This window comes from Corynebacterium sp. HMSC069E04 (assembly GCF_001813175.1).
GTDB classification, from domain to species: domain Bacteria; phylum Actinomycetota; class Actinomycetes; order Mycobacteriales; family Mycobacteriaceae; genus Corynebacterium; species Corynebacterium aurimucosum.
On record NZ_KV811671.1, the window covers coordinates 1 to 23,325 of the forward strand.

At 59.6% G+C, this 23,325-nt stretch carries 22 protein-coding genes and 1 pseudogene; 18 read left to right on the forward strand and 5 right to left on the reverse strand.

The genetic code is table 11. The features are described from left to right. Positions 1–145, forward strand: a pseudogene (locus tag HMPREF2896_RS13055) (alpha-acetolactate decarboxylase); the annotation flags it as partial. On the opposite strand, the gene HMPREF2896_RS05795 reads toward HMPREF2896_RS13055, so the two are convergent. The 3 genes from HMPREF2896_RS05795 to HMPREF2896_RS05805 all read right to left on the reverse strand — a co-directional run bounded on the left by HMPREF2896_RS05795 (position 142) and on the right by HMPREF2896_RS05805 (position 2,483). Further along, on the reverse strand, positions 142–585 hold the full coding sequence (locus HMPREF2896_RS05795; protein ID WP_070446346.1) for a hypothetical protein: 444 nt from the start codon (positions 583–585) through the stop codon (positions 142–144). The pseudogene HMPREF2896_RS13055 and the gene HMPREF2896_RS05795 overlap by 4 nt on opposite strands. 293 nt (positions 586–878) lie before the next feature. Then, positions 879–1,784, reverse strand: a complete 906-nt coding sequence (locus tag HMPREF2896_RS05800; protein WP_070718413.1) for a biotin--[acetyl-CoA-carboxylase] ligase — start codon at positions 1,782–1,784, stop codon at positions 879–881. A 42-nt stretch (positions 1,785–1,826) separates the two neighbouring features. Further along, positions 1,827–2,483, reverse strand: coding sequence for a hypothetical protein (locus tag HMPREF2896_RS05805; protein WP_246817265.1), 657 nt, complete (start codon positions 2,481–2,483; stop codon positions 1,827–1,829). Positions 2,484–2,531: 48 nt separating this feature from the next. Between HMPREF2896_RS05805 and HMPREF2896_RS05810 the strand changes: the two genes are divergently transcribed. The 15 genes from HMPREF2896_RS05810 to HMPREF2896_RS05880 all read left to right on the forward strand — a co-directional run bounded on the left by HMPREF2896_RS05810 (position 2,532) and on the right by HMPREF2896_RS05880 (position 18,051). Beyond that, a complete protein-coding gene (locus HMPREF2896_RS05810) occupies positions 2,532–3,521 on the forward strand; it encodes an ABC transporter ATP-binding protein (RefSeq protein WP_070446350.1) in 990 nt (329 codons plus the stop codon). A gap of 125 nt (positions 3,522–3,646) precedes the next feature. Next, entirely contained in the window at positions 3,647–4,936 is a 1,290-nt protein-coding gene (locus HMPREF2896_RS05815; RefSeq protein ID WP_070718416.1) for an ABC transporter substrate-binding protein, read from the forward strand. A gap of 196 nt (positions 4,937–5,132) precedes the next feature. Then, positions 5,133–6,110, forward strand: a complete 978-nt coding sequence (locus tag HMPREF2896_RS05820) for a carbohydrate ABC transporter permease (RefSeq protein WP_070710888.1) — start codon at positions 5,133–5,135, stop codon at positions 6,108–6,110. After that, a complete protein-coding gene (locus HMPREF2896_RS05825; RefSeq protein ID WP_070446356.1) occupies positions 6,107–6,928 on the forward strand; it encodes a carbohydrate ABC transporter permease in 822 nt (273 codons plus the stop codon). Before HMPREF2896_RS05820 ends, HMPREF2896_RS05825 begins: the two co-directional genes overlap by 4 nt. Continuing rightward, the gene (locus tag HMPREF2896_RS05830; RefSeq protein WP_070446358.1) at positions 6,928–7,113 is read left to right on the forward strand and encodes a hypothetical protein; all 186 of its coding nucleotides are present in this window, start codon (positions 6,928–6,930) and stop codon (positions 7,111–7,113) included. The genes HMPREF2896_RS05825 and HMPREF2896_RS05830 overlap by 1 nt, the downstream gene beginning before the upstream one ends. Continuing rightward, entirely contained in the window at positions 7,110–8,612 is a 1,503-nt protein-coding gene (treS, locus tag HMPREF2896_RS05835) for a maltose alpha-D-glucosyltransferase (RefSeq protein WP_070718418.1), read from the forward strand. Before HMPREF2896_RS05830 ends, treS begins: the two co-directional genes overlap by 4 nt. Before the next feature lie 160 nt (positions 8,613–8,772). Continuing rightward, positions 8,773–9,045, forward strand: coding sequence for a hypothetical protein (locus HMPREF2896_RS05840; protein WP_070446363.1), 273 nt, complete (start codon positions 8,773–8,775; stop codon positions 9,043–9,045). Positions 9,046–9,248: 203 nt separating this feature from the next. Continuing rightward, positions 9,249–11,204, forward strand: a complete 1,956-nt coding sequence (locus tag HMPREF2896_RS05845; RefSeq protein WP_070718421.1) for a beta-glucoside-specific PTS transporter subunit IIABC — start codon at positions 9,249–9,251, stop codon at positions 11,202–11,204. Further along, positions 11,205–12,644: a 6-phospho-beta-glucosidase gene (locus HMPREF2896_RS05850; RefSeq protein WP_070718424.1), complete on the forward strand. Its 1,440-nt coding sequence runs from the start codon at positions 11,205–11,207 to the stop codon at positions 12,642–12,644. A gap of 83 nt (positions 12,645–12,727) precedes the next feature. Continuing rightward, positions 12,728–13,582: a PRD domain-containing protein gene (locus HMPREF2896_RS05855; RefSeq protein ID WP_070718427.1), complete on the forward strand. Its 855-nt coding sequence runs from the start codon at positions 12,728–12,730 to the stop codon at positions 13,580–13,582. 136 nt (positions 13,583–13,718) lie between these two features. Beyond that, positions 13,719–15,332, forward strand: coding sequence for an acyl-CoA carboxylase subunit beta (locus tag HMPREF2896_RS05860; RefSeq protein WP_070521352.1), 1,614 nt, complete (start codon positions 13,719–13,721; stop codon positions 15,330–15,332). Positions 15,333–15,392: 60 nt separating this feature from the next. Beyond that, on the forward strand, positions 15,393–16,724 hold the full coding sequence (locus HMPREF2896_RS05865; protein ID WP_070446373.1) for a carboxyl transferase domain-containing protein: 1,332 nt from the start codon (positions 15,393–15,395) through the stop codon (positions 16,722–16,724). A 10-nt stretch (positions 16,725–16,734) separates the two neighbouring features. Then, positions 16,735–16,929, forward strand: a complete 195-nt coding sequence (locus HMPREF2896_RS05870; RefSeq protein WP_070446375.1) for an acyl-CoA carboxylase subunit epsilon — start codon at positions 16,735–16,737, stop codon at positions 16,927–16,929. A gap of 4 nt (positions 16,930–16,933) precedes the next feature. Next, a complete protein-coding gene (locus tag HMPREF2896_RS05875) occupies positions 16,934–17,530 on the forward strand; it encodes a Maf family protein (RefSeq protein WP_070446377.1) in 597 nt (198 codons plus the stop codon). Positions 17,531–17,634: 104 nt separating this feature from the next. Then, the gene (locus HMPREF2896_RS05880; RefSeq protein ID WP_070446379.1) at positions 17,635–18,051 is read left to right on the forward strand and encodes a DUF3151 domain-containing protein; all 417 of its coding nucleotides are present in this window, start codon (positions 17,635–17,637) and stop codon (positions 18,049–18,051) included. 150 nt (positions 18,052–18,201) lie between these two features. On the opposite strand, the gene HMPREF2896_RS05885 is transcribed toward HMPREF2896_RS05880, so the two are convergent. Together HMPREF2896_RS05885 and HMPREF2896_RS05890 are read right to left on the reverse strand one after the other, a co-directional pair. After that, positions 18,202–19,338: a DUF4282 domain-containing protein gene (locus tag HMPREF2896_RS05885; RefSeq protein ID WP_070446381.1), complete on the reverse strand. Its 1,137-nt coding sequence runs from the start codon at positions 19,336–19,338 to the stop codon at positions 18,202–18,204. Between the two features lie 196 nt (positions 19,339–19,534). After that, positions 19,535–20,593 (reverse strand): Cj0069 family protein, encoded by a 1,059-nt coding sequence (locus HMPREF2896_RS05890; RefSeq protein ID WP_010189357.1) that lies wholly within the window; start codon positions 20,591–20,593, stop codon positions 19,535–19,537. A gap of 289 nt (positions 20,594–20,882) precedes the next feature. Here HMPREF2896_RS05890 and HMPREF2896_RS05895 point away from each other — a divergent pair, with 289 nt between their 5' ends. Together HMPREF2896_RS05895 and HMPREF2896_RS05900 are read left to right on the forward strand one after the other, a co-directional pair. Continuing rightward, positions 20,883–21,743, forward strand: a complete 861-nt coding sequence (locus HMPREF2896_RS05895) for a sulfurtransferase (RefSeq protein ID WP_070718430.1) — start codon at positions 20,883–20,885, stop codon at positions 21,741–21,743. Positions 21,744–21,884: 141 nt separating this feature from the next. Next, positions 21,885–23,325: acetyl-CoA carboxylase biotin carboxylase subunit (locus HMPREF2896_RS05900; protein WP_070718433.1), on the forward strand; the 1,441-nt coding region annotated here is incomplete at its 3' end.

A 23,325-nucleotide genomic window follows, 5' to 3' on the forward strand; every position in this document is an offset into this window, starting at 1 on the left:
GACCGGAACGATGTCTCGAGACTTCACACTCTGCCCTGGCACGGACCTGGATCTGCGCTTGCCGCTGACCCACGAGTTCCGCTCCGCCAACCTAGCCCCTGATGACTTGGACCAGCAGCTACACACGACGGAGATTAAGGACTAACCCCAGACCGGTTGTTCGTTGAGGATATCCTCGACGCGCTTGGCTTTAGGGATGGATGGGAAATACATCGGCTTCTCGTATCCGTGGAGTGCCAGCGAAATCCCGCCGCGACGGCGGCGCGCACCGCGGATATCGGTGAGCGGGATCGAATCAACGCGTTTGCCTTCGCGAGCGATGACGCGCAGGTTGGTCACGATAAAGCGCTTACGACGGGCCTTGACGAGGGGAACGATGAAGCGCCAGGCAGCAAGCAGGGCCCATAGAGCTACTAAGCCATTGCGAAGCGCCAGGTCCATGCCGTTATAGTCGCACCAGCCGATGGCAATCCAGCACACCCCGGTAATCACGACGAGCTCTAGAAAAGGAAAGAGCAGCGTCCGAAATGGGGCGGTCATGTCCGCGCGCACTACCTCGCCGCGGCCCATCTGCATGAGGTTCATGGGGCTCATGGTACCTGCCTGCTCCCGCCGTCCAGGCAAGAGGACGTCACGTCCTAGGCCTTGCAGGCCCAGCCAAGGCTTCGCACATGGCATTTCCTAAAAGGCGTCAGTCAAAAGGCGTCTTTGCCCCTGAAAACGCCATGTGGAGGCGTCCAAAAGGTGTCTTTGCCCCCAAAGACGCCTTTTGACTGATGCCTTCTGACAGACGCCTTTTGAATAGCGCCATGTGTCGAGCACGGCGTCTTCTATGGGGCCTCGCCGGTCGACGCTTAGACGCCACGCAGCGCGGGCGACTAATTATCAGCCGGGCGAAGGTGGATGACATCACCCGCGGAGTAATACTCGCCGCCAACGTTGATGCGGCCATCATCGGCCACGCCCTCGACGGTGCCGATGACGTCGCCGGCCGGGGCTTCGAGGCGAACTTCCTGCCCGATGGAAGAACACACCTTACGGTAATCAGCCATAAGCTGTGGGTCCTGCTGCTCCCACTGGGTGATGCGGCGACGCAGGTTCTTCAGCACGGTAATCGCCAGCTGCGTGCGGTCGGTATCAAGGCCTTCGAGCGCGAGCGATGTCGCGGCCTCGATGGGCAGTTCCTCGCGGGTCAGGGTGACGTTGATGCCCATGCCCACGACCACGCGGGCTGAAGGCGGGTTCGCAGACTGAGTCTTGGGGGCGATTTCAGCTTTACTGACCTCGGCTTTGTTGATCTCTGCCTTATTAATCTCTGCCTTGTTGATCTCGGCTTTGTTCACCTCGGCCTTGTTGATTTCAGCCTTGGAAACTTCCGTCTTCGGAGCAGATTTGAAGGCCTCGCCCACTGGACCAGCCTCGGCGAGGATGCCGCACAGCTTCTTACCATCGATGTGCACGTCATTCGGCCACTTGAGTACCGCACCCTCTACGGAATCAGTCACGGCCAAGCCGGCAGCTAGCGGCAAAGTACCGAGGTGATCCAGCGAATCCGGAAGGATGAGAACGGAAAAGATGAGCTGCGAACCAGCCGGGCTCACCCACTGACGGCCCAATCGGCCCTTACCGGCAACCTGCTCATTGGCCAGCAAAACGGTGCCATCAGCCACCTTGTCGGCCTGCATGAGATCGGTGTTGGTGGAGCCAGTGGACTCGGTGTAATCGATAACAGCGAAGTCTTCGCTCAGCGCCTCGCGGATTCGGTCCATATCAAGTGCAGTCATGCACCCTAGGTTACCCGCCGGATCACTGCCGCCTCGAAGTAACTAAAAGTAATCCGGATTGGCCAGAATTGTGCGGGCAGTAGCATCGTCAAGACAGGTAGTCAGCACAGCCTGCGGCAACGCATGGGTGACCTGCTCAGGCGTGACGGTGATCTGCCGCGTATCTGCCAGGAAAGAAACAGTATCCCCGATCAACTTGTCGTAATCAGCGCGGTCTTGTGCCCCAAGGCTGTCCGGCTTCCCTTCAGTCACCAGCACATAGCGAGTTGCTGGGGTAACCCATTCACAAACCCACTCGCCGTACTCTTGCAATTCCGAATCCGAGACATCCAGGCCCATCCCCTTCATGCTGGCACGCATGGTGGAGCGATTCACGTGGCCATTGTCCACCAACTGCGAGCGGACGTCAGACGCGTCGACAGTATCGGCAAAAATAGCGCGGAACACGGTATCGCGCTGCGTCTCTGCAGCCGAAGTCGTCGGCGATGTCGCGGACTCCTTCGAGGGCATCGTCGGGGAAGGCTCTTCCGAAGAAGATTTGGTAGTGGAGGTCAATGACTCCGTCGTAGTCTCCGAAGGCGCTGAAGACGCATCAGCAGTCCCAGTAGAAACGGTTGTCAGTGGCGCAAAGGACTCCGCGGATTCCGTACTGGAGCAACCGACCAAGAGCAGCGCGAGGAATGGAGCGAACTTCTTCATAACAAATTCCAGCCTAATGCACGCACCGCCAGGTGCTAGTGTGAATCCATGGCAAAGGTCACTTTTGAGAACGTCGGCATCACCTATCCCCGTGCCGAGAAGCCCACGGTCAAAGACCTCAATCTCGAGATTGCGGACGGCGAGTTTCTAGTCCTCGTCGGCCCGTCCGGCTGCGGTAAGTCCACCACCCTGCGCGCCCTCGCGGGGCTGGAGCCGGTCTCCAGCGGCCGCATCCTTATTGACGGCAAAGACGTCACGGGCCTTGAGCCAGGCGATCGCGATATCGCCATGGTCTTCCAGAACTACGCGCTCTACCCGCACCTCACCGTTGCCCAGAACATGGGCTTCGCCCTCAAGCTGGCCAAGATGCCCAAGGCTGAAATCAAAGCCAAAGTAGAAGAAGCAGCGAAGACCCTTGGGCTGACGGAGTACCTGCAGCGCAAGCCCAAAGACCTCTCCGGTGGTCAGCGTCAGCGCGTGGCCATGGGCCGCGCCATCGTGCGCGAGCCGAAGGCCTTCCTCATGGATGAGCCCCTGTCTAACCTCGACGCTAAGCTGCGCGTGCAAACCCGCGCGGAGCTGGCCAGCCTCCAACAGCGTCTCGGCACCACCACTGTCTACGTCACCCACGACCAGGTGGAGGCCATGACCATGGGTGACCGCGTGGCCGTGCTCAAGGACGGTGTTCTGCAGCAAGTCGCGCCACCGCGCGAGCTCTACGACGCTCCCGCTAACGAATTCGTCGCCGGTTTCATCGGTTCCCCCGCGATGAACATCTTCGACTACAACGGCGGACGCGTCGGCGTTCGCCCGGAAAAAATGTTCATCAATAAGGGGCCGATTGGCTTCCAAGGCACGGTGGAGTTCGTGGAAGAGCTGGGCTCTGAGTCCTTCGTCTACGTCATGGTGGGCGAGCAGCGCTTCGTCGCCCGCGCGAGCGACAACGTTCCGCAGCGTGGTGAGAACGTCGTGCTGACCTTTAACCCCCGCGAGGCTCACCGCTTCGATCCGGAGACCGGCCAGCGTATTGAGGCTTAAGAAACACCACGGACAGGGGTGATTTCACCCCCGTTTGAAGTGAATTAAAAGCCAAAACCACGTGCAGTGTGGGGATGATCCCCTATTTTGTAGTCATCAGAAGTTTTCCGAAAGGTGAATATTCAATGAAGAAGCCCTTCCTCCCCAGCTCGCTGCGTTCTGTCCGCCGCGGCGTTGTCGTCACCACCGCTGCACTCGCACTGACCTTGGCGGGTTGCTCCTCGAGCGACGAGGGATCGTCGTCAAGCACTGGCTCCGATGCCTCCTCGACTGATGGTGACGGCCGCGGCCCCATCACCTTCGCCATGGGCAAAAACGATACCGACAAGATCACGCCCATCATCGAGGCATGGAACGCCGAGCACCCAGATGAGAAGGTCGAGCTCAAGGAGCTCGCCGGCGAGGCCGACGCTCAGCGCGAGACCCTCGTGCAGTCCCTGCAGGCGGGCAACTCCGACTACGACGTCATGGCGCTGGACGTGGTCTGGACCGCGGACTTCGCCGCTAACCAGTGGCTGGCACCGCTAACCGGTGACCTTGAGGTGGACACCTCCGGACTGCTGGAGCCCACCGTGGAGTCCGCCACCTACAACGACACCCTCTACGCGCTGCCGCAGAACACCAACGGCCAGCTGCTCTTCCGCAACACTGAGTTGGCGGACAAGGCTCCGGAGAAGTTCGCAGACATCGCTTCTGCCTGCGAGGCTCTCAAGGATGATGCTTCCTGCCTGACCACGCAGCTCAAGCAGTACGAGGGCCTCACCGTCAACACCGCCGGCTTCATCGAGGGCTGGGGCGGCTCCATCTTGGATGATGAGGGCAACATCGCTGTTGACTCCGACGAGGCCAAGGAAGGCCTGCAGGCGCTTGTCGACGCCTACGAAGACGGCACCATCTCCAAGGACTCCACCGCCACAACGGAGGAGGAGACCAACCTCGCTTTCACTGAGGGCAAGACCGCTTTTGCCATCAACTGGCCGTACATGTACACCAATGCCGAAGAGGCTGGCGTGAAGTTTGAAGTCCAGCCGCTGGTGGGCAAGGACGGAGTCGGTGTCTCCACCCTCGGTGGCTACAACAACGGCATCAACATCAACTCCGAGCACAAGGCTACGGCCCTGGACTTCATGAAGTTCATCATCAACGAGGAGAACCAGAAGTCCTTCGCTGAGGCTTCCTTCCCGCCGGTGCTGGCCTCCATCTACGACGATGAGTCCCTCGTCGAGGAGTTCCCGTACCTTCCGGCTCTGAAGGAATCCCTGGAGAACGCCGCGCCGCGTCCGGTCTCCCCGTTCTACACCGCCATCTCCAAGGCCGTGCAGGATAACGCCTACGCGGCTCTGACCGCTGACAAGTCCGTCGATGACGCTACGAAGGACATGAAGGCCGCCATCGAGGCAGCCTCCCAGGGTTAATCTTCCCAGCGTGAAATGGGGGCGCGAGTAAGTCCACGTGACTTGCCCGCGCCTCCTTCTTTGATCTGGATTTAAACCAATGGGCATCAAGGTGCTCGCGCGCAGAGGATGTCCAGAGGATGTCTACGCCACCCGCTATGATTTTCCCCAACCCCCGATAACCCCCTCCCCTATAAATCAGAAAGGCAGGCACCGCATGGCTGGAGCACCGCCTACCGCGCAGCCCCGCAGACAGTATCTGCGCGTTGCTGCGCTCATCGCGCCGGCGCTGATAGCGCTGGCCGTGGTCATCGGCTATCCCATCGTGCGCGCTGTGATGTTGTCCTTCCAGGGCAACAAGCGGCTTAACCCGACCACGGGTGTATTCGAGGAAGGCGCATTCGCAGGCCTCGAGAACTACCTGTACTGGATCACTAATCGCTGCATGTCTGCCACCGGCCAGGCCAGCACGTGCCCGGATGGCGTCATCGCTACTGATTTCTGGCCGGCACTTAAGATCACGCTCTTTTTCACCGTGGTCACGGTGACCCTGGAAACGATTTTGGGCATGTTCATGGCGCTGGTGATGAACGGCGAATACCGCGGTCGCGGCCTCGTGCGCGCGGCGGTGCTGGTTCCCTGGGCCATTCCCACCGCAGTCACCGCGAAGCTATGGCAGTTCATGTTTGCACCGGATGGCATCGTTAACGCGCTCATCGGCTCGCGCATCGCATGGACCACGGACCCGTTCTATGCCCGCCTCGCGGTGATTATCGCTGATGTGTGGAAGACCGCCCCGTTCATGGCACTGCTCATCCTGGCAGGCCTGCAGATGATTCCGCGCGATGTCTATGACGCAGCACGCGTGGACGGCGCCTCGCGTATCCAAACCTTCTTCACCATCACCCTGCCACTGGTGCGGCCAGCACTCATGGTGGCCATCCTCTTCCGCACGCTGGATGCGCTGCGTATGTACGACCTGCCGGTCATCATGATCTCCGCTTCCTCCAACGCGCCGACGGCCACCATTTCCCAGCTGGTGGTGGAAGACATGCGCCAGGGCCACTTCAACTCAGCCTCCGCGCTGTCCACACTCATCTTCCTGCTTATCTTCACCGTCGCGTTCATCCTCGTCCGCTTCCTCGGCGCTGATATCTCCGGTACTGCTCGCCAGAAGAAGGAGAAGAAGTCATGAAAAAGCTTGGCCACTACCTCGGCATCCTCTTCATCATGTTCTGGGGGCTCGCGCCCTTCTACTGGATGGTTGTCACCGCCTTGCGGCACAAGTCCCATACCTTCGACACCACCCCGTGGCCCACGCACGTGACCTTGGACAACTTCCGGGATGCACTGGCAACAGACAAGGGCAATGACTTCCTCAACGCACTGGGGAACTCTTTGCTTATCTCCCTAGCCACGACCGCTGTCGCAGTCCTCATCGGCGTGTTCACCGCCTATGCGCTAGCTCGCTACGACTTCCCTGGAAAAGGTATCGTCACCGGCATCATCCTGGCCGCCTCGATGTTCCCGGCCATCGCGTTGGTGACCCCGCTCTTCCAGCTCTTTGGCAACCTCGAGTGGATTGGCACCTACCGCGCGATGATCATTCCGAATATCTCCTTCGCGCTGCCCCTGACTGTCTACACACTGCTGAGCTTCTTCCGTCAGCTGCCCTGGGAGCTGGAGGAAGCTGCCCGCGTGGACGGCGCTTCCCGCGGTCAGGCTTTCCGCCTCGTGCTCCTGCCCCTGGCCGCGCCCGCGCTGTTTACCACCGCCATCATCGCTTTCATCACAACGTGGAACGAGTTCATGCTGGCCAAGCAGCTATCCACCACTGCTACTGAGCCGGTGACCGTGGCTATCGCGCGTTTCTCGGGCCCCTCGGCCTTCGAGTACCCCTATGCCGCCACCATGGCCGCGGGCGCGCTGGTAACGGTTCCGCTCATCATCATGGTGCTCATCTTCCAGCACCGCATCGTCGCCGGCCTCACCGCCGGAGGTGTCAAGGCTTAATGCGCCGTGAACTGCTATGGGACACCGCGCTGGGATTCGTTGGCTTCTTTGCCTTCCTAGCGCTGGTGCAAGCAGTCCTCAATCTTTTTCACCCCTCCCCCGCCATCTGGCCGGGGCTCCTGGCGGGCGCGCTGTGCCTGGCGGAGTTTCTGCTGTGGCGGGCCAAACGGAAGGATCTCCGATGACCTGGCACAATAACGCCATTTTCTACCAGGCCCTCGTGGGCTCGTACAAGGACACCCACGGCGAAGGCGTTGGCACGCTACGTGGAGTTATTGAGAAGCTAGATTACCTCAAGTGGCTCGGAGTGGACTGCCTGTGGCTCTCCCCCTTCTATACCTCCCCGCTGCGCGATGACGGCTATGACATCGCCGACTACTACTCCATTCACCCTGACTACGGCACGATGGAAGACTTTGACGAGCTCGTCACCGAACTTCACGCTCGTGGCATGCGCCTCATGACGGATTTGGCTTTCAACCACACCTCTACCGATCATCCGTGGTTCCAGGCCTCCCGCACCGATCCGGAAGGCCCTTACGGCGACTATTACGTGTGGGGCGATGATCCCCTGCGCTACCCCGAGATCCGCATTATCTTCACCGATACGGAAACCTCGAATTGGGCATGGGACCCGGAGCGCAAGCAGTACTACTTCCACCGATTCTACTCACACCAGCCGGACCTAAACTACGACAACCCGAAGGTCCACGAGGAAGTATTCAAGATTCTTTCCTTCTGGCTAGATAAGGGCGTGGACGGCTTCCGCCTCGATGCCATCGCCTACCTGTACGAGCGTGATGGGGTGGGCGGCGAGTCTCTGCCGGAGACGGTCGAGTTTGTGGAGAAGGTCCGCGCCTTCATCGACGAGAATTACCCCGAGGCCATCATGATCGCGGAGGCTAACCAGCCGCCCGAAGAAACCATGGAGTTTTATGGCACGGGCAATCGCTTCCACATGGTGTTCAACTTCCCAGTGATGCCGCGGCTTTACCAAGCCCTCGCGCTGGGGGACGCCACACCGGTCTACGACATCATGGCGGAGCTTCCGGAGCTTCCCCAGGGTTGTCAGTGGGGCACCTTCCTGCGCAACCACGACGAGCTGACCCTAGAAATGGTCGACGAGGACCAGCGCGCCATCATGTACGAGCACTACCTGCCGGATGAGCAGATGCGCGCCCACGTGGGCATCGCGCGGCGCCTCGCGCCGCTGTTGGGCAATGATTACCGCAAGATTGAGCTTTTTTATTCACTTCTCATGACTCTGCCGGGTGCGCCCTTCCTGTATTACGGCGATGAGATTGGTATGAACGATGCCCCCGAATTGCCCGACCGCGATGCCGTGCGCACGCCCATGCAATGGGAGCCCGGTGAGGGCGCAGGTTTCACTACATCCGCTCACCCGCGCCGTCCCATCGTCGGCGGCGTAGGGGTCTCAGTGAAAGAGCAGCTTGCCGACGATTCCTCTCTCCTCCACCGCCTCCGCGGTCTAATCCAGCAGCGTAAGGCACATCCGGAACTCGGCACCACACCGTTCGAAGCCGTGGAAACCGGTCAGACGGGCGTTCTGGGATTCCAGCGCGGTGAGTTGTTGTGCCTGCACAACTTCACGGATCAGACCGTCGACCTAGGCCCTGTGGAGCTCGGGCCCTATGGCTACGCCTGGCTGCCCATTGAGGCTTAAAAGGCGCTCGTTTCTCACCTCATATTTCGCGCTAGGTTAACTGAAAGTTAACTCGCCGTGAACGAAAGCTAGCTTTTAGAGAACTTTACCTATATAGTTGGTTTAACCCCATGATGCGGACGGCCGCATCATTACGACAAGAAATAGAGAGGTGAGCCAAATGAATACCCTGACCGGATTCCTTTCCGCCATCACTAACGAATTCAAGAGCGCCACCGGAATCAACCTTGACACGGTGCACCCGGCGCCGCTGGTATCGCAGATCGCCGAAGATCTGCACAAGCACGGCCTCGTCCCAGCCACCCGCACCGACATCGAAGAGTCTTACGCGGCGCTGACCAACTCCTTTCCCAGCGAAGAGGATCTCACAGAGGTTGAACTCTTCCTTTACAACCTCGGCTGGCTAGCCGACGCTCCAGATAAAGCCGCTTAATCCACATCACAACTAGCCCCTCTTGTGCCCTGCCACAAGAGGGGCTATAGTTTCACATATCGGCTATCAGGCCTGTTACTCGCAAGAGGCAAGAACCTGAAGCGGAATCCCCCTTTAACGAAAGGGACTTCAGCTTCATTGCTCTCGCGAGTCTTTTTCGTTTTGGGACTTTTCGAAAGCCTAAGAACGAAAGTGAGGACATCATGACCGCCCCGGTACGTGATTATCCAAAGCTTGCCCACGACATCATCACTCTGGTCGGCGGGCCATCTAACATCACAGGAATTGCTCGGTGCGCCACTCGCCTGCGCCTCGTCCTGAAGAGCACTCCCGAAGACGCCCACACCAAGATTGAAAATCTGCCCGGCGTCATCACAACCGTCGAGAAGGGAGGGCAGTTCCAAATCGTCATCGGCAACCGCGTGGGAGAGGTCTACGAAGCTGCCATTGATCAGCTAGGAATCGATCCTAATGAACAGCAGATTGATGACGAGGACAATAAACCCACCCTCATGAACCGCATCATCGCTATGATGTCGGCGGTTTTTGCCCCCTTCATTTACGTACTCGCCGCAGCGGGCCTTGTCCAAGGTGCGCTCATCCTCATCACTGCCGCCTGGCCGGAGTTTGGTGAGACAGGTACATACGAGATTTTCTCGCTCATGAGCTGGGCGCCTTTTACTTTCCTCCCCATCCTCATCGCGATCACCGCCTCGCAATTCTTCAAGACCAACACATTCATCTCTGTCGCCGCCGTTGGCGCTCTCGTCGCCCCAGAAATGGCCGACATTGCCTCACGTGTGGCCGAGGGCGAACACATTTCGCTTTTCGGTTTTGGATTGAGCGAGACCACATACACCTCAACTGTGCTTCCACCCCTTTTCGTCGTGTGGGGATTGTCTTACCTCGAAAGGTTTTTCCGGAAGCACCTACCTGAGGTCATCACGCAGCTGTTTACCCCGCTGTTCTGCCTCATCATCGCCGTGCCACTCACTGTTCTGATTATTGGCCCTCTATCCAACCAGGGCGCAATTCTCATTGCAGACGGTTTCAACTGGTTGGTCGATGTTGCTCCCCCTGTCGCCGCAGCCATGGTAGGTGGTTTCTGGCAGGTAATCGTCATTTTTGGTGTGCACTGGGGCGTTACCCCAATGGTCCTCGCGAACTTTGAACAGTATGGCTCAGACCCCTTCCAGGCCTTCCAGACCGCTGCGGTGATTGCTCAGGTTGGAGCGGCCTTCGGAGTCTTCCTCAAGTCTCGCAGCCCCGAAATGAAGAAGGTCGCCGCATCCGCTTCCCTGACCGGCGTCTTCGGCATCACTGAACCCGCTATTTATGGCGTTACACTCCGCCTAAAGAAGCCATTCATTGTGGGCTGTGTCGCGGGTGCGGCAGGCGCCATTGTGGTGTCCCTCTTCGGTTCCCTGCAATACGTCTATGCAGGACTACCTGGCGTGCTCACCATCATGAATGCCTACGAACCTGGAACGAACTCGCTCATGGGAGAGATTATTGGCTGCGCTGTAGCATTCTTCGGAGCCGTCATCGGCGTCTACTTTGTTGGTTTCACGGATGTGCTCGCCGAGGCCCCTGCCGAAGCAACCGACAGCTCCCCCGACTCCGATGCCGCATCCGCTGAATACCACAACCAGCTCTCCCAAAAAGAGACCGTCTTCCACATCTCAAGCCCTGTGACTGGCACAGTTCTCGCTCTTAACGAGGTGGACGATCCGGTCTTTGCACAGGGCACCATGGGCGAGGGCGTGGCCGTAGAACCGACCGACAACAAGGTTTACGCGCCCTTCGATGGCACTGTTGCGACAGTCCTTCCATCCAAACACGCTGTAGGGATCATTTCAGATGACGGCGTTGAAGTTCTGGTCCACATCGGCCTAGACACGGTCGCGCTCAAGGGAAAGCCATTCACCAGTCACGTTACAAAGGGACAGCGCGTCGAAGAAGGAGACTTATTGGTTGAATTTGATGCTCAATTGATTACCCAAGCGGGCTATTCCCTCACTACGCCAGTAATCATCACGAATACGAAAAAGTTCGCTGATGTCATCATCCATCCATCAACCCGTACCACTCATGGAAACGAGCTCATGGCCGTTGAAGCCAAGTCCTCGAACCAGACTCACGCAGAAGGAGCCAAGTAAATGACCACGACACTCAATCCGGATTTCCTCTGGGGCGGCGCTGTTGCTGCACACCAATTCGAAGGCGGCTGGAACAAGGGCGGTAAAGGCCCCTCCGTCGTCGACGTCCTCACCGCTGGTGCCCACGGAGTTCCCCGCCGCGTCACCGAAACCATCGAAGCCAACGAGTTCTACCCCAACCACGAAGCAATCGATTTCTACGGTCGCTTCCGCGAAGACATCAAACTTTTCGCAGAAATGGGACTCAAATGCTTCCGCACGTCAATTGCCTGGTCCAGGATTTTCCCGCAAGGCGATGAGCTTGAGCCCAATGAAGAAGGACTCAAGTTCTATGACGAGGTCTTCGACGAGCTTCTTAAGTACGGTATCGAGCCCGTCATCACATTAAGCCACTTCGAGATTCCCCTTCACCTCGCTCGTGAATACGGCGGTTTCCGTAACCGCAAGCTCGTGGAATTCTTTGAGCGCTTCGCACGAGTATGCTTCGAGCGCTACCACAAGAAGGTCAAGTACTGGATGACCTTCAACGAGATCAACAACCAAATGAATGTGGATAACCCGCTTTTCCTTTGGACCAACTCGGGCGTGACCATCGCCGAAGGTGAAAACCCCCAGCAGGTGCTGTACCAAACCGCGCACAACTGCCTGCTCGCCTCCGCACGCGCCGTAGCAGTAGGGCACGAGATCAATCCCGACCTACAGATTGGCGCCATGGTTGCCATGGTCCCGGTGTACCCGTACAGCTGCAATCCCTCAGACATCATGGCCGCCGAAATTGCTAGCCGCGATCGATACTTCTTCCCCGATGTACAAATCCGCGGCTCTTACCCGGCCTATGCTCTGAAGAAATTTGAGCGAGAGGGAATTAACCCAGGATTCCAAGAAGGCGACGACGAGATTCTCCGCAACGGCACCGTCGACTACCTCGGGTTCTCCTACTACATGTCCAACACCGTTAAACACGATGCAGTGGCCGACGCTGGTTCCTCGGTCAACGGCGGATTGCCCAATTCAGTAGACAATCCGTATATCAAGTCCTCTGATTGGGGCTGGCCAATCGATCCACAAGGGCTGCGCTACTCCCTCAATTCCCTTTACAACCGCTACCAAAAGCCACTTTTCATTGTGGAAAACGGCTTCGGTGCGGTCGATAACGTGGAAGCCGATGGCTCCATTCACGACGAGGCCCGAATCGACTATCTGCGCAATCACATCGCGGCAGTAAAGGAGGCCGTCCTCGAAGACGGCGTCGATCTCCTGGGCTACACCCCGTGGGGAATCATCGACCTAGTTTCCTTCACCACCGGTGAAATGAAGAAGCGCTACGGAATGATCCACGTCGATCGCGATAATGAGGGCAATGGCACTCTGGCCCGCTCAAAGAAGGATTCTTTCGAGTGGTACCGAAATGTCATAGCTTCCAACGGAGCTGAGCTCTAACAATCTCACCTCCTAAGACAGGGCACGGTCACGTACGACTGCACCTTTCAAGTCTGCGTTACCGTGCCCTGTACCCTAAATCTATGGATGTCATCCGCGCACTTAACAACAACGCTGTGCTCTGTACCGACGCACAAGGTACTCAAGCTATCTGCTTGGGCAAGGGGATTGGTTTCGGTCGAAAGCTTGGCGATGAAATCCAGGATGATGCTGTGGAGCAAGTATTCCGCCCAAGCTCCGCTCACCCCATCGCAAACCTCACCGCACTACTCTCTGATCTCCCGCTAGACATAGTCAATCTTGTTGTAAATTTCGTAAACACGCACTCTCAGGTCAGCGAAACACAGCTTTTAGTTTTAGGCCTAGCAGATCATATTTCCTTCGCAATCGAACGCGAAGAAAGCGGAATCGAATTCAGCTACCCATTGATGTGGGAAGTATCCACTTTGTACCCAGAGGAATTTGAGCTGGGATTAAAGCTCCTCGACCAAGTAGAGAAAGCCACTAGCGTCCGTCTAGCCCGCGATGAAGCCGCCGCCGTAGCGATGCATTTCATCAACGCCCAGTTTGTGGATGGGGATATGACCAAGGCAGAAAACACCACGAAGGAAATCTCTGCTCTTCTCGACTTGGTCTCTTCCGAGCTTCAGTGCCACCTTCGCCCCAGCTCCCCCACAGTCACACGGTTCGTCACGCACCTGCGGTATCTCTTCGCACGTTTACATTCCCCGAGCCGGGAAGCTGACGCACCATTGCACTCCATGCTTGCGGTTATCGAACACGATGATGCTGCAGCAGTGCGCATTGCTCGTCTCGTCCGTTCCAAATTGGAAGGTCAAGGTCATGCCATTAATGACAATGAGCTCGCCTACATTGCCCTACACGTTGCTCGCCTGCACAGCGCCCTTGGAACTGAGCAAGGTGGCAAGGACGGTTAGCATGCACCCAACACGCCGTATGCGAGAAAACCCTCACTTTTCCCGCCCCATCTACCTGCACAAACGTCAATTGTGAGAGAAATCACCCGATCGCCGCTATACATTCCTATACAAAACTTCTCTACACTGTCGAAACATGACTATTTCCTCACATTTGTCGGAGCTTGACTCCCTGAGCGCCGACACCACCGCAGGCAAGATCGCTGAACTGAAGAGGCGTCGCGAAGCAGCGGCGCAGCCCATGGGTGCAAAAGCCCACGACAAGGTCCACGCCCAGGGCCGCCTCACAGCCCGGGAGCGCTTGGACTACCTCCTCGATGAAGGCTCCTTCGTGGAGACCGACATGCTCGCCGTGCACCGCACCACGGACTTCGGGATGGGCAAGAAGCGCCCGCTGACCGATGGCATCGTCACCGGTTGGGGAACCATCGACGGCCGCGAGGTCTGCATCTTCTCCCAGGACGGAACCGTCTTCGGCGGCGCCCTCGGCGAAGTCTACGGCGAGAAGATGATCAAGATCATGGAGCTGTCCATCACCACCGGCCGCCCGCTCATCGGACTGTACGAGGGCGCCGGCGCCCGCATCCAGGATGGCGCCGTGTCCCTGGACTGGATTGCCAAGACCTTCTACCAGAACGTCAAGGCCTCCGGCGTCGTCCCACAAATCTCCGTCATCATGGGTGCTTGCGCCGGCGGCAACGCCTACTCCCCCGCACTGACCGACTTCGTGGTGATGGTGGATGAGAAGTCCAAGATGTTCGTCACCGGGCCCGACGTCATCAAGACCGTCACCGGTGAAGAAGTCAGCCAGGAAGAACTCGGCGGCGCCGGCGTCCACATGCATAAGTCCGGCACCTCGCACTACACCGCTTCTAGCGACGAGGAAGCGCTCGATTGGGTACACGACCTACTGACCTACCTACCCTCCAATAACCGCCAGCTGACCCCGGTTGAGCCCTACGAGGAGCTGGGCGAAGAAACCGTCGACGACCTCGTGCTGGATAGCATCATCCCGGATTCCCCGAACCAGCCCTATGACGTCAAGGAGATCATCGAGGCTCTCACCGATGACGGCGATTTCCTGGAGATCCAAGCCGACCGCGCCGATAACGTCGTCACCGCCTTCGGCCGCATCGAAGGGCGCACCGTAGGGTTCGTGGCCAACCAGCCCCAGGTCTTCGCCGGCTGCCTCGACATCAATTCTTCGGAGAAGGCCGCGCGCTTCGTGCGCACCTGCGATGCCTTTAATATCCCGATCATTATGCTGGTCGACGTCCCCGGCTTCCTCCCCGGCGCCGACCAGGAACACGATGGCATCCTGCGCCGCGGCGCCAAGCTGCTCTACGCCTACGCCGAAGCCACCGTTCCGAAGATCACCGTCACCCTGCGCAAGGCCTACGGCGGCGCTTACTGTGTGATGGGCTCCAAGGGACTGGGAGCGGACGTCAACCTGGCTTGGCCCACCGCCCAGATCGCGGTCATGGGCGCTGCCGGCGCCGTCGGTTTTATCTACCGCAAGGAGATCAAGGCTGCCCACGAGAAGGGCCTCGACGTAGCTGAACTGACCAAGTCCTTCGAGCGCGAATACGAAGACCACATGCTCAACCCGTATAAGGCAGCGGAGCGCGGGCTTATCGACGCCGTCATTCTCCCCTCTGAAACCCGCAGTGCAATCGCCAAAAATCTGCGCTTCTTCACGGACAAGAATGTGGCCCGCCCGGCACGCAAGCACGGCAACATCCCGCTTTAGGCTGCGCTCGTTCCGAGCGCAGCGTAGTGCAGAAGACGCACTGTATTACACTAGTGTCCCATGACTGACTTGAAGACGACCGCTGGCAAGATCGAGGACCTGAGCGCCAAGCTCACCGAGTCCCGGGCGCCGCAGGGAGAGGTTCCTGCGGCCCGCAGCGCCATCGAGGCGCTCTTTGACGCCGGATCCTTCGTGGAGACCGACGCGCTCGCTCGCCACCGCTCCACCGAGTTCGGCCGCGAGCACATCCGTCCTTACACCGATGGCGTCGTCACCGGCTTCGGCACTGTCGATGGCCGCAAGGTCTGCGCCTATGCGCAGGACGCCTCGCTTTTCGACGGCACCATGGGCGAGGTCTATGGCGAAAAGGTCACCAAGCTTTATGACCTGGCCATTAAGACCGGCGTGCCCATCGTCGCACTCGTCGCCAGCGATAAGCCCCGCGCCCAGGAGGGCATTGTCTCCTCCGCCATGCAGGCCCGCATCCTGGCCCGCGCCACCACCGCTTCCGGCCTCATCCCGCAGGTCACGACAGTCTACGCGGACTCCAAGGAGGCCTCGCTCGTAGCCGCGCTGTCGGATGTCGTCATTGCTCCGGACGGTGACCTGCAGGCGGATGGGGAGCACGAGGTGAACGTCGCCAAGCGCGTGCTCTCCTACCTGCCTTCCAATAACCGTGCCGCCGCTCCCCGCACCGAGGCCACCATCGTTGCGGGCTCTGTGGAGGAGAACATTACCGACGCCGACCACGCCCTCGATACCCTCGTGGGAGATGACGGCGCCGTCGATCTCGCCGACGTGGTCACCGCCACCTGCGAGGATGTTTTCGAGCTCGGCGCCCAGGTGCGCGGTGTCTTCACCGGCTTCGGTCGCGTGGAGGGCCGCACCGTGGGCATCATCGCCAACCGCGACTCCTTCGATGCGGAAGCTGCCGCTAAGGCCGCGCGTTTCATCCGCCTCTGCGATGCCTTCAATACCCCCATTATCGAGTTCGTCGACTCCCCGGCGCTGGATGTGGAGAAGGCAGCGCTGGCCAAGCTGGTGCACGCCTACTCCGCGGCGAGCGTAGGCAAGATCAGTGTCATCGTCCGCCGCGCGCACGGCACCGGCTACATCGCTTTCGGCTCCAAGGAACTCGGTGCGGACCTGTCCTATGCGTGGCCGACGGCCGAGATCTCAGTGGCCGATGCCCCTGCACTGGCCGCAGAGCTAGAGCTGAGCGAGGAGGAGGCCGCCGCCTACCTGACCCCGTACCAGGCCGCTGAGCGTGGTCTCGTCGATTCCGTCATTACCCCGGCAGCCACCCGCGGCTCCCTCATCGAGGGCCTGCGCCTGCTGGATCGCAAGATTATTCCAACCCTGCCGAAGAAACACGGCAATATCGTTTTGTAGAGGTTTCCCTATGACCGCTTCCCTGTTTACCGTTCTGCGCGGCAACCCCACCGACGCTGAGGTGGCGGCCCTGTCCACGGTGCTCAGCCAGCTCGACTCTGAGGCGCGCGCCAAGGCCGCCGATATCCACTCCGAGCGCGACCTGTGGGGCCAGCCGGGTGACGTATTCAACCCGTCCGCCTTCCGCAACGTCCGCTACTACTAAGCGCATGCGCCTGGTTCTAGCTTCCCAGTCCCCCTCCCGCCTGTCCATCCTGCGGGGTGCGGGCGTGGAACCCGTCATCGCCCCGGCCCACGTGGATGAGCGGGCCATCGAGGAGCGCCTGGCGGGTGCTGAGCCCGCCGAGATCGTCTGTGCGCTGGCTACTGCTAAGGCAGAGGCTATTGCTCCTGACTATCCCGAGGACGTCGTGGTGGGCGGGGATTCCATGCTGCTTCTCGACGGCTCCCTCCAAGGCAAACCCCATACCCCCGAGGCCACCGTGGAGCGCTGGCACGCGCAGGCCGGGCGCGCCGCGGAGCTCATCACCGGCCATTGCGTGCTGCGGGGCGATAAGCGCTTCGTAGAAGCCTCGCGCACGACGGTGCACTTTGCCCAGGCTTCGAACGCCGATATCGAGGCCTACGCCCGCACCGGCGAGCCACTCGAATGCGCCGGCGCCTTTACCTTGGAAGCCCTCGGCGGCTGGTTCATCGACCGCATTGAGGGCGATCCCTCCTCCGTTATCGGCCTTTCGCTACCAGTGCTGCGCCGCGCGCTGTATTTCTTTGGGCTCAACGTTTCCGATTTCTGGGCTCAGCACTAATTCTGGGCGAGCCCTTCTAGTTCCGGGCGAACCTTCCAGGTTCGCCCCTTTCAAGGTTCGCCCCCTCTGGTGGCCGTGGCGCCACATGGCTAGAGTGGGGCGGCATGGAAATGAAAGATATGCTCGCTCCCCCGCCCATCAAGCTGCCCGCCGATCCGGGTGCTGACAGTACCTCCGATCTCACCGCCGGAATCGTCGCCCACCCGGATTCCCCGCTGCTCTGGGCTCTGCTGGCGGAACAGGAACTAGACAAGAACAAGGGTGCTGAGCCCACCGCTTTCATCACCGCCTACGCCTATGCGCGTACCGGCTACCACCGCAGCCTCGACCGCCTGCGCGGCAATGGTTGGAAGGGCTGGGGCCCTGTCCCCTTCTCCCACGAGCCCAACCAGGGTGTGCTGCGCGCGATTGCCGCTCTGGGCCATGCTGCAAAGGCCATCGGTGAGGACGCGGAGTATGACCGCATCCGCCAGATGCTTTCCGACGCCGACCCCGAGTCCGTCGCCGCGCTGCTGGACTAAGCAGCTCGGCCAGCCCGACTGGCTAGGAACAACGCCACTCTGCTCGCCGCGTAAACCGCGGCGGCCCCTGCATAGAAAAATCCCGCGGACCTCGAATACTGAGGCCGCGGGATTTGTTTGTCTGCCCTACAGCAGCGCGGAGAGTGACTTTTAAGCCTTATCGCCATCCGCCTTGGCAACCAGATCGCCGGTGTTCTGCGCGGTGCGGATGTTTGCCACGAAGAACTCCAAGATCAATCGGAACTGGATGACGTAAAAAAGGAAGGTGATTCCGCCGAAGATCACAGCACCGAGGAACGCAAGGATTCCCAAAAGAACGCTATCAGCGAAAAACGCGAAGGAGAAGAGGATCGTTCCTACCCAGAAGACTGCTGACAAAATGACGAGCAGCATATAAATGAAGGACGAGAACTTCAGGGTGATAAAGTTGCTGAAAGAGAAGTCAAACAGCGCCTTGAAGAATCCCGTGCCCTTGGAAGAACCGCCATTCGGCGCAGCCTGCTGCGGGTACTGATTCTGCGGGGAGGCCGCAAAGGGCGAGTTCTGCTGGCCAAAGCCCTGCTGCTCCTGGGTGCCGAAACCTTGCTGTCCTTGGGAGCCGAAACCTTGCTGCTCCTGTGCACCGAAGCCCTGGTTCTGCTGGGAGTAGCTACCAAAACCGGACGTGGAGTTGGAGTGAGAGGCCTGGCTACCGAAACCATTGCTTGACTGCTGCCCAAAGCCATGGCCCTGGTTGGATTCCGTCTGCGCACCACCGCCAAAGCCGTCGTTGCCATAGCCGTTAGTGCCGTAGCCGTTGTCGCTGTGGCTCTGGTTCGAGTTCGTCGACTCAGCGGCATGCTCGGCGCCAGCACCACTATCGGTGTTGTAGGAAGCATAGGAGGCGCCAAAGGAGTCCTGGGTGGAGTGGGTGTCCTGGTCCTTAGCGGACTCGGATGCGGGCTCAGCAGAAGCAAAGCCTTCGCTAAACGTGCTGTCCTTAGCTTCGCGGTCAGTGTCCGGCTGCGAATCCTGGGAAGAGGCGCTACCAAACGAGGAAGTCTCAGCGGAGTTCTCGGAGTAATCGCCGTATCCTGCCTGGCCACCCCAGCCAAAGCCGGAGTTCGAATCCTGGGCATTCCAGCCAGACGCCGAGCTATCCTTGTTGGACTGGGGGCTGCCGTAGCCGCCAAAGCTACCGAAGTTATCGTTCCCAGAGTTCTCGCCGTGGGAACCGTTAAAGCTGTTATCGCCCACGTTGCTATCGCTGTTGTCGGCGTTCTCACCAAACTGGTTGGGGTTCGTCATTATTCCTTAGACCTTTCGGAGAATCATCGATTTTCGCAGCACGCTACAGCACTACACTGGCGCAATTTTTACCCCTTCGAACGTACCTGAGATCTCGCTCACCGGCAGCCCGGCTCGGGGAATAAGCCCCAAGAAAATGCAAATTTCCCCTGCCGCGGCAGGGGAAACTCGATAAGGCTAGCGCGAAAATAAACGCTTATGCGTGCTTGGCCTCCACGCGCTTGATGGCTTCAGCCGCCACCTTTTCCTGGATGCCCATGTCCAGCTCAGAGGTGAAGCCCACGCAGGAGCAGTTGATCTCACCAAGGACATAGGTGTCTTCGCCGTTCTCACCGTCCGCCAGCATGAAGTCTGCGGTCCAGATCAGTGGGATGTTGTCACCACCGAGCTTCTCTGCAATGACCGGGCGGACCTCAGCGAACATGTCGACGAGTTCCTGCCACTCCTCCGGCTTCTGGTAGGTGTACTTAGCACCGGAGAACAGGGTCGCGGAGAAAGCGTCACCGCCCTCAGCCGGCTTCTTGTGCACCACGAAGACCGGATCCGGGCCCACGAGAAGAATACGAATCTCGCCTTCAACGATGCGCGGCATGAAGCGCATGTCCACGAGCATGCCGTTGTCACCCACGATGTACTGGTCGCAGAAATCCATAAACTCGCCGAGCTCGCGCTCCTCGGTGTGGTTGTCCACAGCCTCGGTGCACTTGATCTTGGTGTCGAGAGGCAGTGCGGTGCCCGGTTCGACGGACTCGGCCAGCTTCTCGTCGGCAAGGCGCACGCGCCAGATGCCGGAACCAGTGGAACCGCGGTTCTGCTTGAGCACGCGCTCGCCGTAGGACAGGGAGGCCGGGAAGGTCTTGTGGAAGGACTCGACGTCGTAGTAGGCGGCGGTGTCAGCCGGAACCAGGTCCGTGTCATTGAGCTTAACCAGGGCATCCTTGGCGCCGTAAGCCATCATCTCGTACGGGGTGGACATGCCGACCAGGCCGGCGTCGGACAGCTTGGTGAGCAAGTCGAAGTAGCCTTTCTCACCGCCCGGGATGTTGCCCGGGTTCACGCGGGAAATGTAGGCATCGAAGTTCTCAGATACATACTCAAAGAGCTTCTCAGACCACTCGGGACGGTAGAACACGACCTCTGCGTGCCAGCCTGCATCCTTGATGCAGTCGACGATCGGCATGGTGTCCTTACGGTGTCCATTGATCTGCTTGTCGGATCCGCCCTCGACCTCGAAGACGACGATTGCCTTGTGCACAGTGCTTCCCTTTCGCTAGGGGGTTAATGAGTGTCACTTCTTAAAATAACCCAGGTGAGGCCTGTTCGCTCACCTGAAGAAGCGACGCCAAAATGCGATAAAAGTCGAGCTTAACGCAGTTTTTAGCCCCTGACCTGCACACTTGTTATAACCAGTGCACGCGAGCTGGCGCCCTACGGCATAAAAATGTATCCAACACCACAAAGAGCCCTCCCCCGTGACCACTTTTCGGCCGAGCGCGCTAGAGTTGAAGCGAACGTTTCCCCTTAACGAGAAAGGCAGGTGGACCGTGGCCGAATTCGACCCGAATCCCCCTTTCCAGGAGTACGCGCACCCTGAGCGCCTCGTGTCCGCACCGTGGCTATCCGCGCGACTGGGCATCAACGGCCTCCACGTCATCGAGGTCGATGAGGATTCACTCCTCTACGATATCGGCCACATCCCCACCGCTATCCGTATCAACGTCCAGACGGAGTTGCTCGATAACACAACGAGGGACATCATCAGCGCGGAAGATTTCACAGCCCTCCTTCGCTCGAAGGGCATCGAGCGCGATGACACCGTCATCCTGTACGGAGACAAGTCCAACTGGTGGGCTGCATTCGCCCTGTGGATCTTTGAGCTGTACGGCCACGAAGACGTGCGGCTTCTCGATGGTGGCCGGGATGCCTGGATGTCCGAGGAACGCGATACCTCGTTTATGGTCCCTGACCCAACCGCTTCCTCCTACCCTGAGGTTTCCCGCGAAGAATCATCCCGCATCTTCGTCGACGAGCTGCGCGGCTCCACCGCCACGGTGGTCGACACCCGCAGCCCAGACGAGTTCTGCGGCGAAGCTGCCCTCAAGAACGGAACTGGTGAGTCTGCCTACGGCACCACCTTGACCCACGGTCACATCCCAGGCGCCATCAACCTCGAGTGGGATCGAGCGGTCTACCCCAACGGCTGCTTCCGCGCGCTCAGCGAGCTCAAGGTCAACTATGGCGAGCTAGAGCCCGCAACGGAAACCGTCCTCTACTCGCATGTCGGCGCTCAGGCCGCACACACCTGGTTTGTACTCAAGTACCTGCTCGGCTTCGACAACCCGCGCGTCTACGATGGCTCGTGGGCAGAGTGGGGCAACATGGTTCGAATGCCCGTTGAGCGTTAAGAACACACCGAATTAACCCCGCATCCACGCTGGTGCGGGTTTATTTTTTGACACGAAACCAAGATGTGAAGGTATCCTCATGTTTTGGTGTGCAAGAATAGTACGCAGTCCTATCAGAAAAAATGGAGGAGGGTTCCTGCCGTGGCAGTTGAAACCAAGAACATCACCAAGGTCCTCGTGGCCAACCGCGGTGAGATCGCGGTCCGCGTTATCCGCGCGGCTCGCGACGCCGGCATCGCATCCGTAGCGGTCTACGCTGAGCCAGATGCTGACGCCCCATTCGTCACGCTTGCCGACGAAGCCTTTGCACTCGGCGGTCAAACTTCCGCAGAGTCATACCTCGACTTCAACAAGATTCTCGACGCCGCCTCCAAATCCGGCGCCGACGCCATCCACCCCGGCTACGGCTTCCTCTCCGAGAACGCCGATTTTGCCCAGGCCGTCATCGACGCGGGCCTGACCTGGATCGGCCCCTCCCCGAAGTCCATCGCCGACCTGGGTGACAAGGTCACCGCCCGTCACATTGCCGAGCGTGCTGACGCTCCCATGGCACCGGGCACCAAGGATCCCGTCGCCAGCGCAGAGGAGGTCGAGGCCTTCGCCGACGAGCACGGTCTACCGGTTGCCATCAAGGCCGCTTTCGGTGGCGGTGGCCGCGGCATGAAGGTCGCCCACACCCGCGAGGAGATCAAGGACCTCTACGAGTCCGCCACGCGCGAGGCCGTCACTGCTTTCGGCCGTGGTGAGTGCTTTGTCGAGCGCTACCTGGATAAGGCCCGCCACGTCGAGGCTCAGGTCTTGGCTGACCAGCACGGCAATGTCGTCGTCATGGGCACCCGCGACTGCTCCCTGCAGCGCCGCTTCCAGAAACTCGTTGAAGAAGCTCCTGCCCCCTTCCTCACCGATGAGCAGCGCGCCTCCATCCACGAATCTGCCAAGCGCATTTGCCGCGAGGCCGGATACTACGGTGCCGGCACCGTGGAGTACCTTGTGGGCGCCGATGGCCTCATCTCCTTCCTTGAGGTCAACACGCGCCTCCAGGTGGAGCACCCCGTTACCGAGGAAACCACTGGCTTCGACCTCGTTCGCGAGCAATTCCGCATCGCCGAGGGCCGCGAGCTTTCCATCTCCGAGGACCCGGCTCCGCACGGCCACGCCATCGAGTTCCGCATCAATGGCGAGGACGCCGCCGCGGGCTTCATGCCAGCCCCCGGAACCGTCGCCACGTACTCCGAGCCTTCCGGCCCGGGCGTGCGCATGGACTCCGGCGTGCGCGAAGGTTCCGTCATTGGTGGCCAGTTCGACTCCATGCTGGCCAAGCTCATCGTCTGGGGCCCGGACCGCGCGACTGCCATTGCGCGTGCACGCCGCGCCCTAGCCGAGTACCGCATCGAGGGCCTGCCCACGGTTATCCCCTTCCACCAAGCAATCCTCACCGATCCTGCCTTCGTCGCCGAAGACGGCAACTTCACGGTCTACACCAAGTGGATCGAGGAAGAGTGGGTAAACGAACTGCCCGAATACACCGACACAACCGAGGCCCCCGAGGACGAGGAACAGGAGGCCGCCCAGAAGTTCGTCG

What these genes read in the sequence shown, in the direction of transcription:
- HMPREF2896_RS05795 (WP_070446346.1), bottom strand. Translation starts at nt 585, where the DNA reads ATGAACCTCATGCAGATGGGCCGCGGCGAGGTAGTGCGCGCGGACATG.
- HMPREF2896_RS05800 (WP_070718413.1), bottom strand. Translation starts at nt 1,784, where the DNA reads ATGACTGCACTTGATATGGACCGAATCCGCGAGGCGCTGAGCGAAGAC.
- HMPREF2896_RS05805 (WP_246817265.1), bottom strand. Translation starts at nt 2,483, where the DNA reads ATGAAGAAGTTCGCTCCATTCCTCGCGCTGCTCTTGGTCGGTTGCTCC.
- HMPREF2896_RS05810 (WP_070446350.1), top strand. Translation starts at nt 2,532, where the DNA reads ATGGCAAAGGTCACTTTTGAGAACGTCGGCATCACCTATCCCCGTGCC.
- HMPREF2896_RS05815 (WP_070718416.1), top strand. Translation starts at nt 3,647, where the DNA reads ATGAAGAAGCCCTTCCTCCCCAGCTCGCTGCGTTCTGTCCGCCGCGGC.
- HMPREF2896_RS05820 (WP_070710888.1), top strand. Translation starts at nt 5,133, where the DNA reads ATGGCTGGAGCACCGCCTACCGCGCAGCCCCGCAGACAGTATCTGCGC.
- HMPREF2896_RS05825 (WP_070446356.1), top strand. Translation starts at nt 6,107, where the DNA reads ATGAAAAAGCTTGGCCACTACCTCGGCATCCTCTTCATCATGTTCTGG.
- HMPREF2896_RS05830 (WP_070446358.1), top strand. Translation starts at nt 6,928, where the DNA reads ATGCGCCGTGAACTGCTATGGGACACCGCGCTGGGATTCGTTGGCTTC.
- treS (WP_070718418.1), top strand. Translation starts at nt 7,110, where the DNA reads ATGACCTGGCACAATAACGCCATTTTCTACCAGGCCCTCGTGGGCTCG.
- HMPREF2896_RS05840 (WP_070446363.1), top strand. Translation starts at nt 8,773, where the DNA reads ATGAATACCCTGACCGGATTCCTTTCCGCCATCACTAACGAATTCAAG.
- HMPREF2896_RS05845 (WP_070718421.1), top strand. Translation starts at nt 9,249, where the DNA reads ATGACCGCCCCGGTACGTGATTATCCAAAGCTTGCCCACGACATCATC.
- HMPREF2896_RS05850 (WP_070718424.1), top strand. Translation starts at nt 11,205, where the DNA reads ATGACCACGACACTCAATCCGGATTTCCTCTGGGGCGGCGCTGTTGCT.
- HMPREF2896_RS05855 (WP_070718427.1), top strand. Translation starts at nt 12,728, where the DNA reads ATGGATGTCATCCGCGCACTTAACAACAACGCTGTGCTCTGTACCGAC.
- HMPREF2896_RS05860 (WP_070521352.1), top strand. Translation starts at nt 13,719, where the DNA reads ATGACTATTTCCTCACATTTGTCGGAGCTTGACTCCCTGAGCGCCGAC.
- HMPREF2896_RS05865 (WP_070446373.1), top strand. Translation starts at nt 15,393, where the DNA reads ATGACTGACTTGAAGACGACCGCTGGCAAGATCGAGGACCTGAGCGCC.
- HMPREF2896_RS05870 (WP_070446375.1), top strand. Translation starts at nt 16,735, where the DNA reads ATGACCGCTTCCCTGTTTACCGTTCTGCGCGGCAACCCCACCGACGCT.
- HMPREF2896_RS05875 (WP_070446377.1), top strand. Translation starts at nt 16,934, where the DNA reads ATGCGCCTGGTTCTAGCTTCCCAGTCCCCCTCCCGCCTGTCCATCCTG.
- HMPREF2896_RS05880 (WP_070446379.1), top strand. Translation starts at nt 17,635, where the DNA reads ATGGAAATGAAAGATATGCTCGCTCCCCCGCCCATCAAGCTGCCCGCC.
- HMPREF2896_RS05885 (WP_070446381.1), bottom strand. Translation starts at nt 19,338, where the DNA reads ATGACGAACCCCAACCAGTTTGGTGAGAACGCCGACAACAGCGATAGC.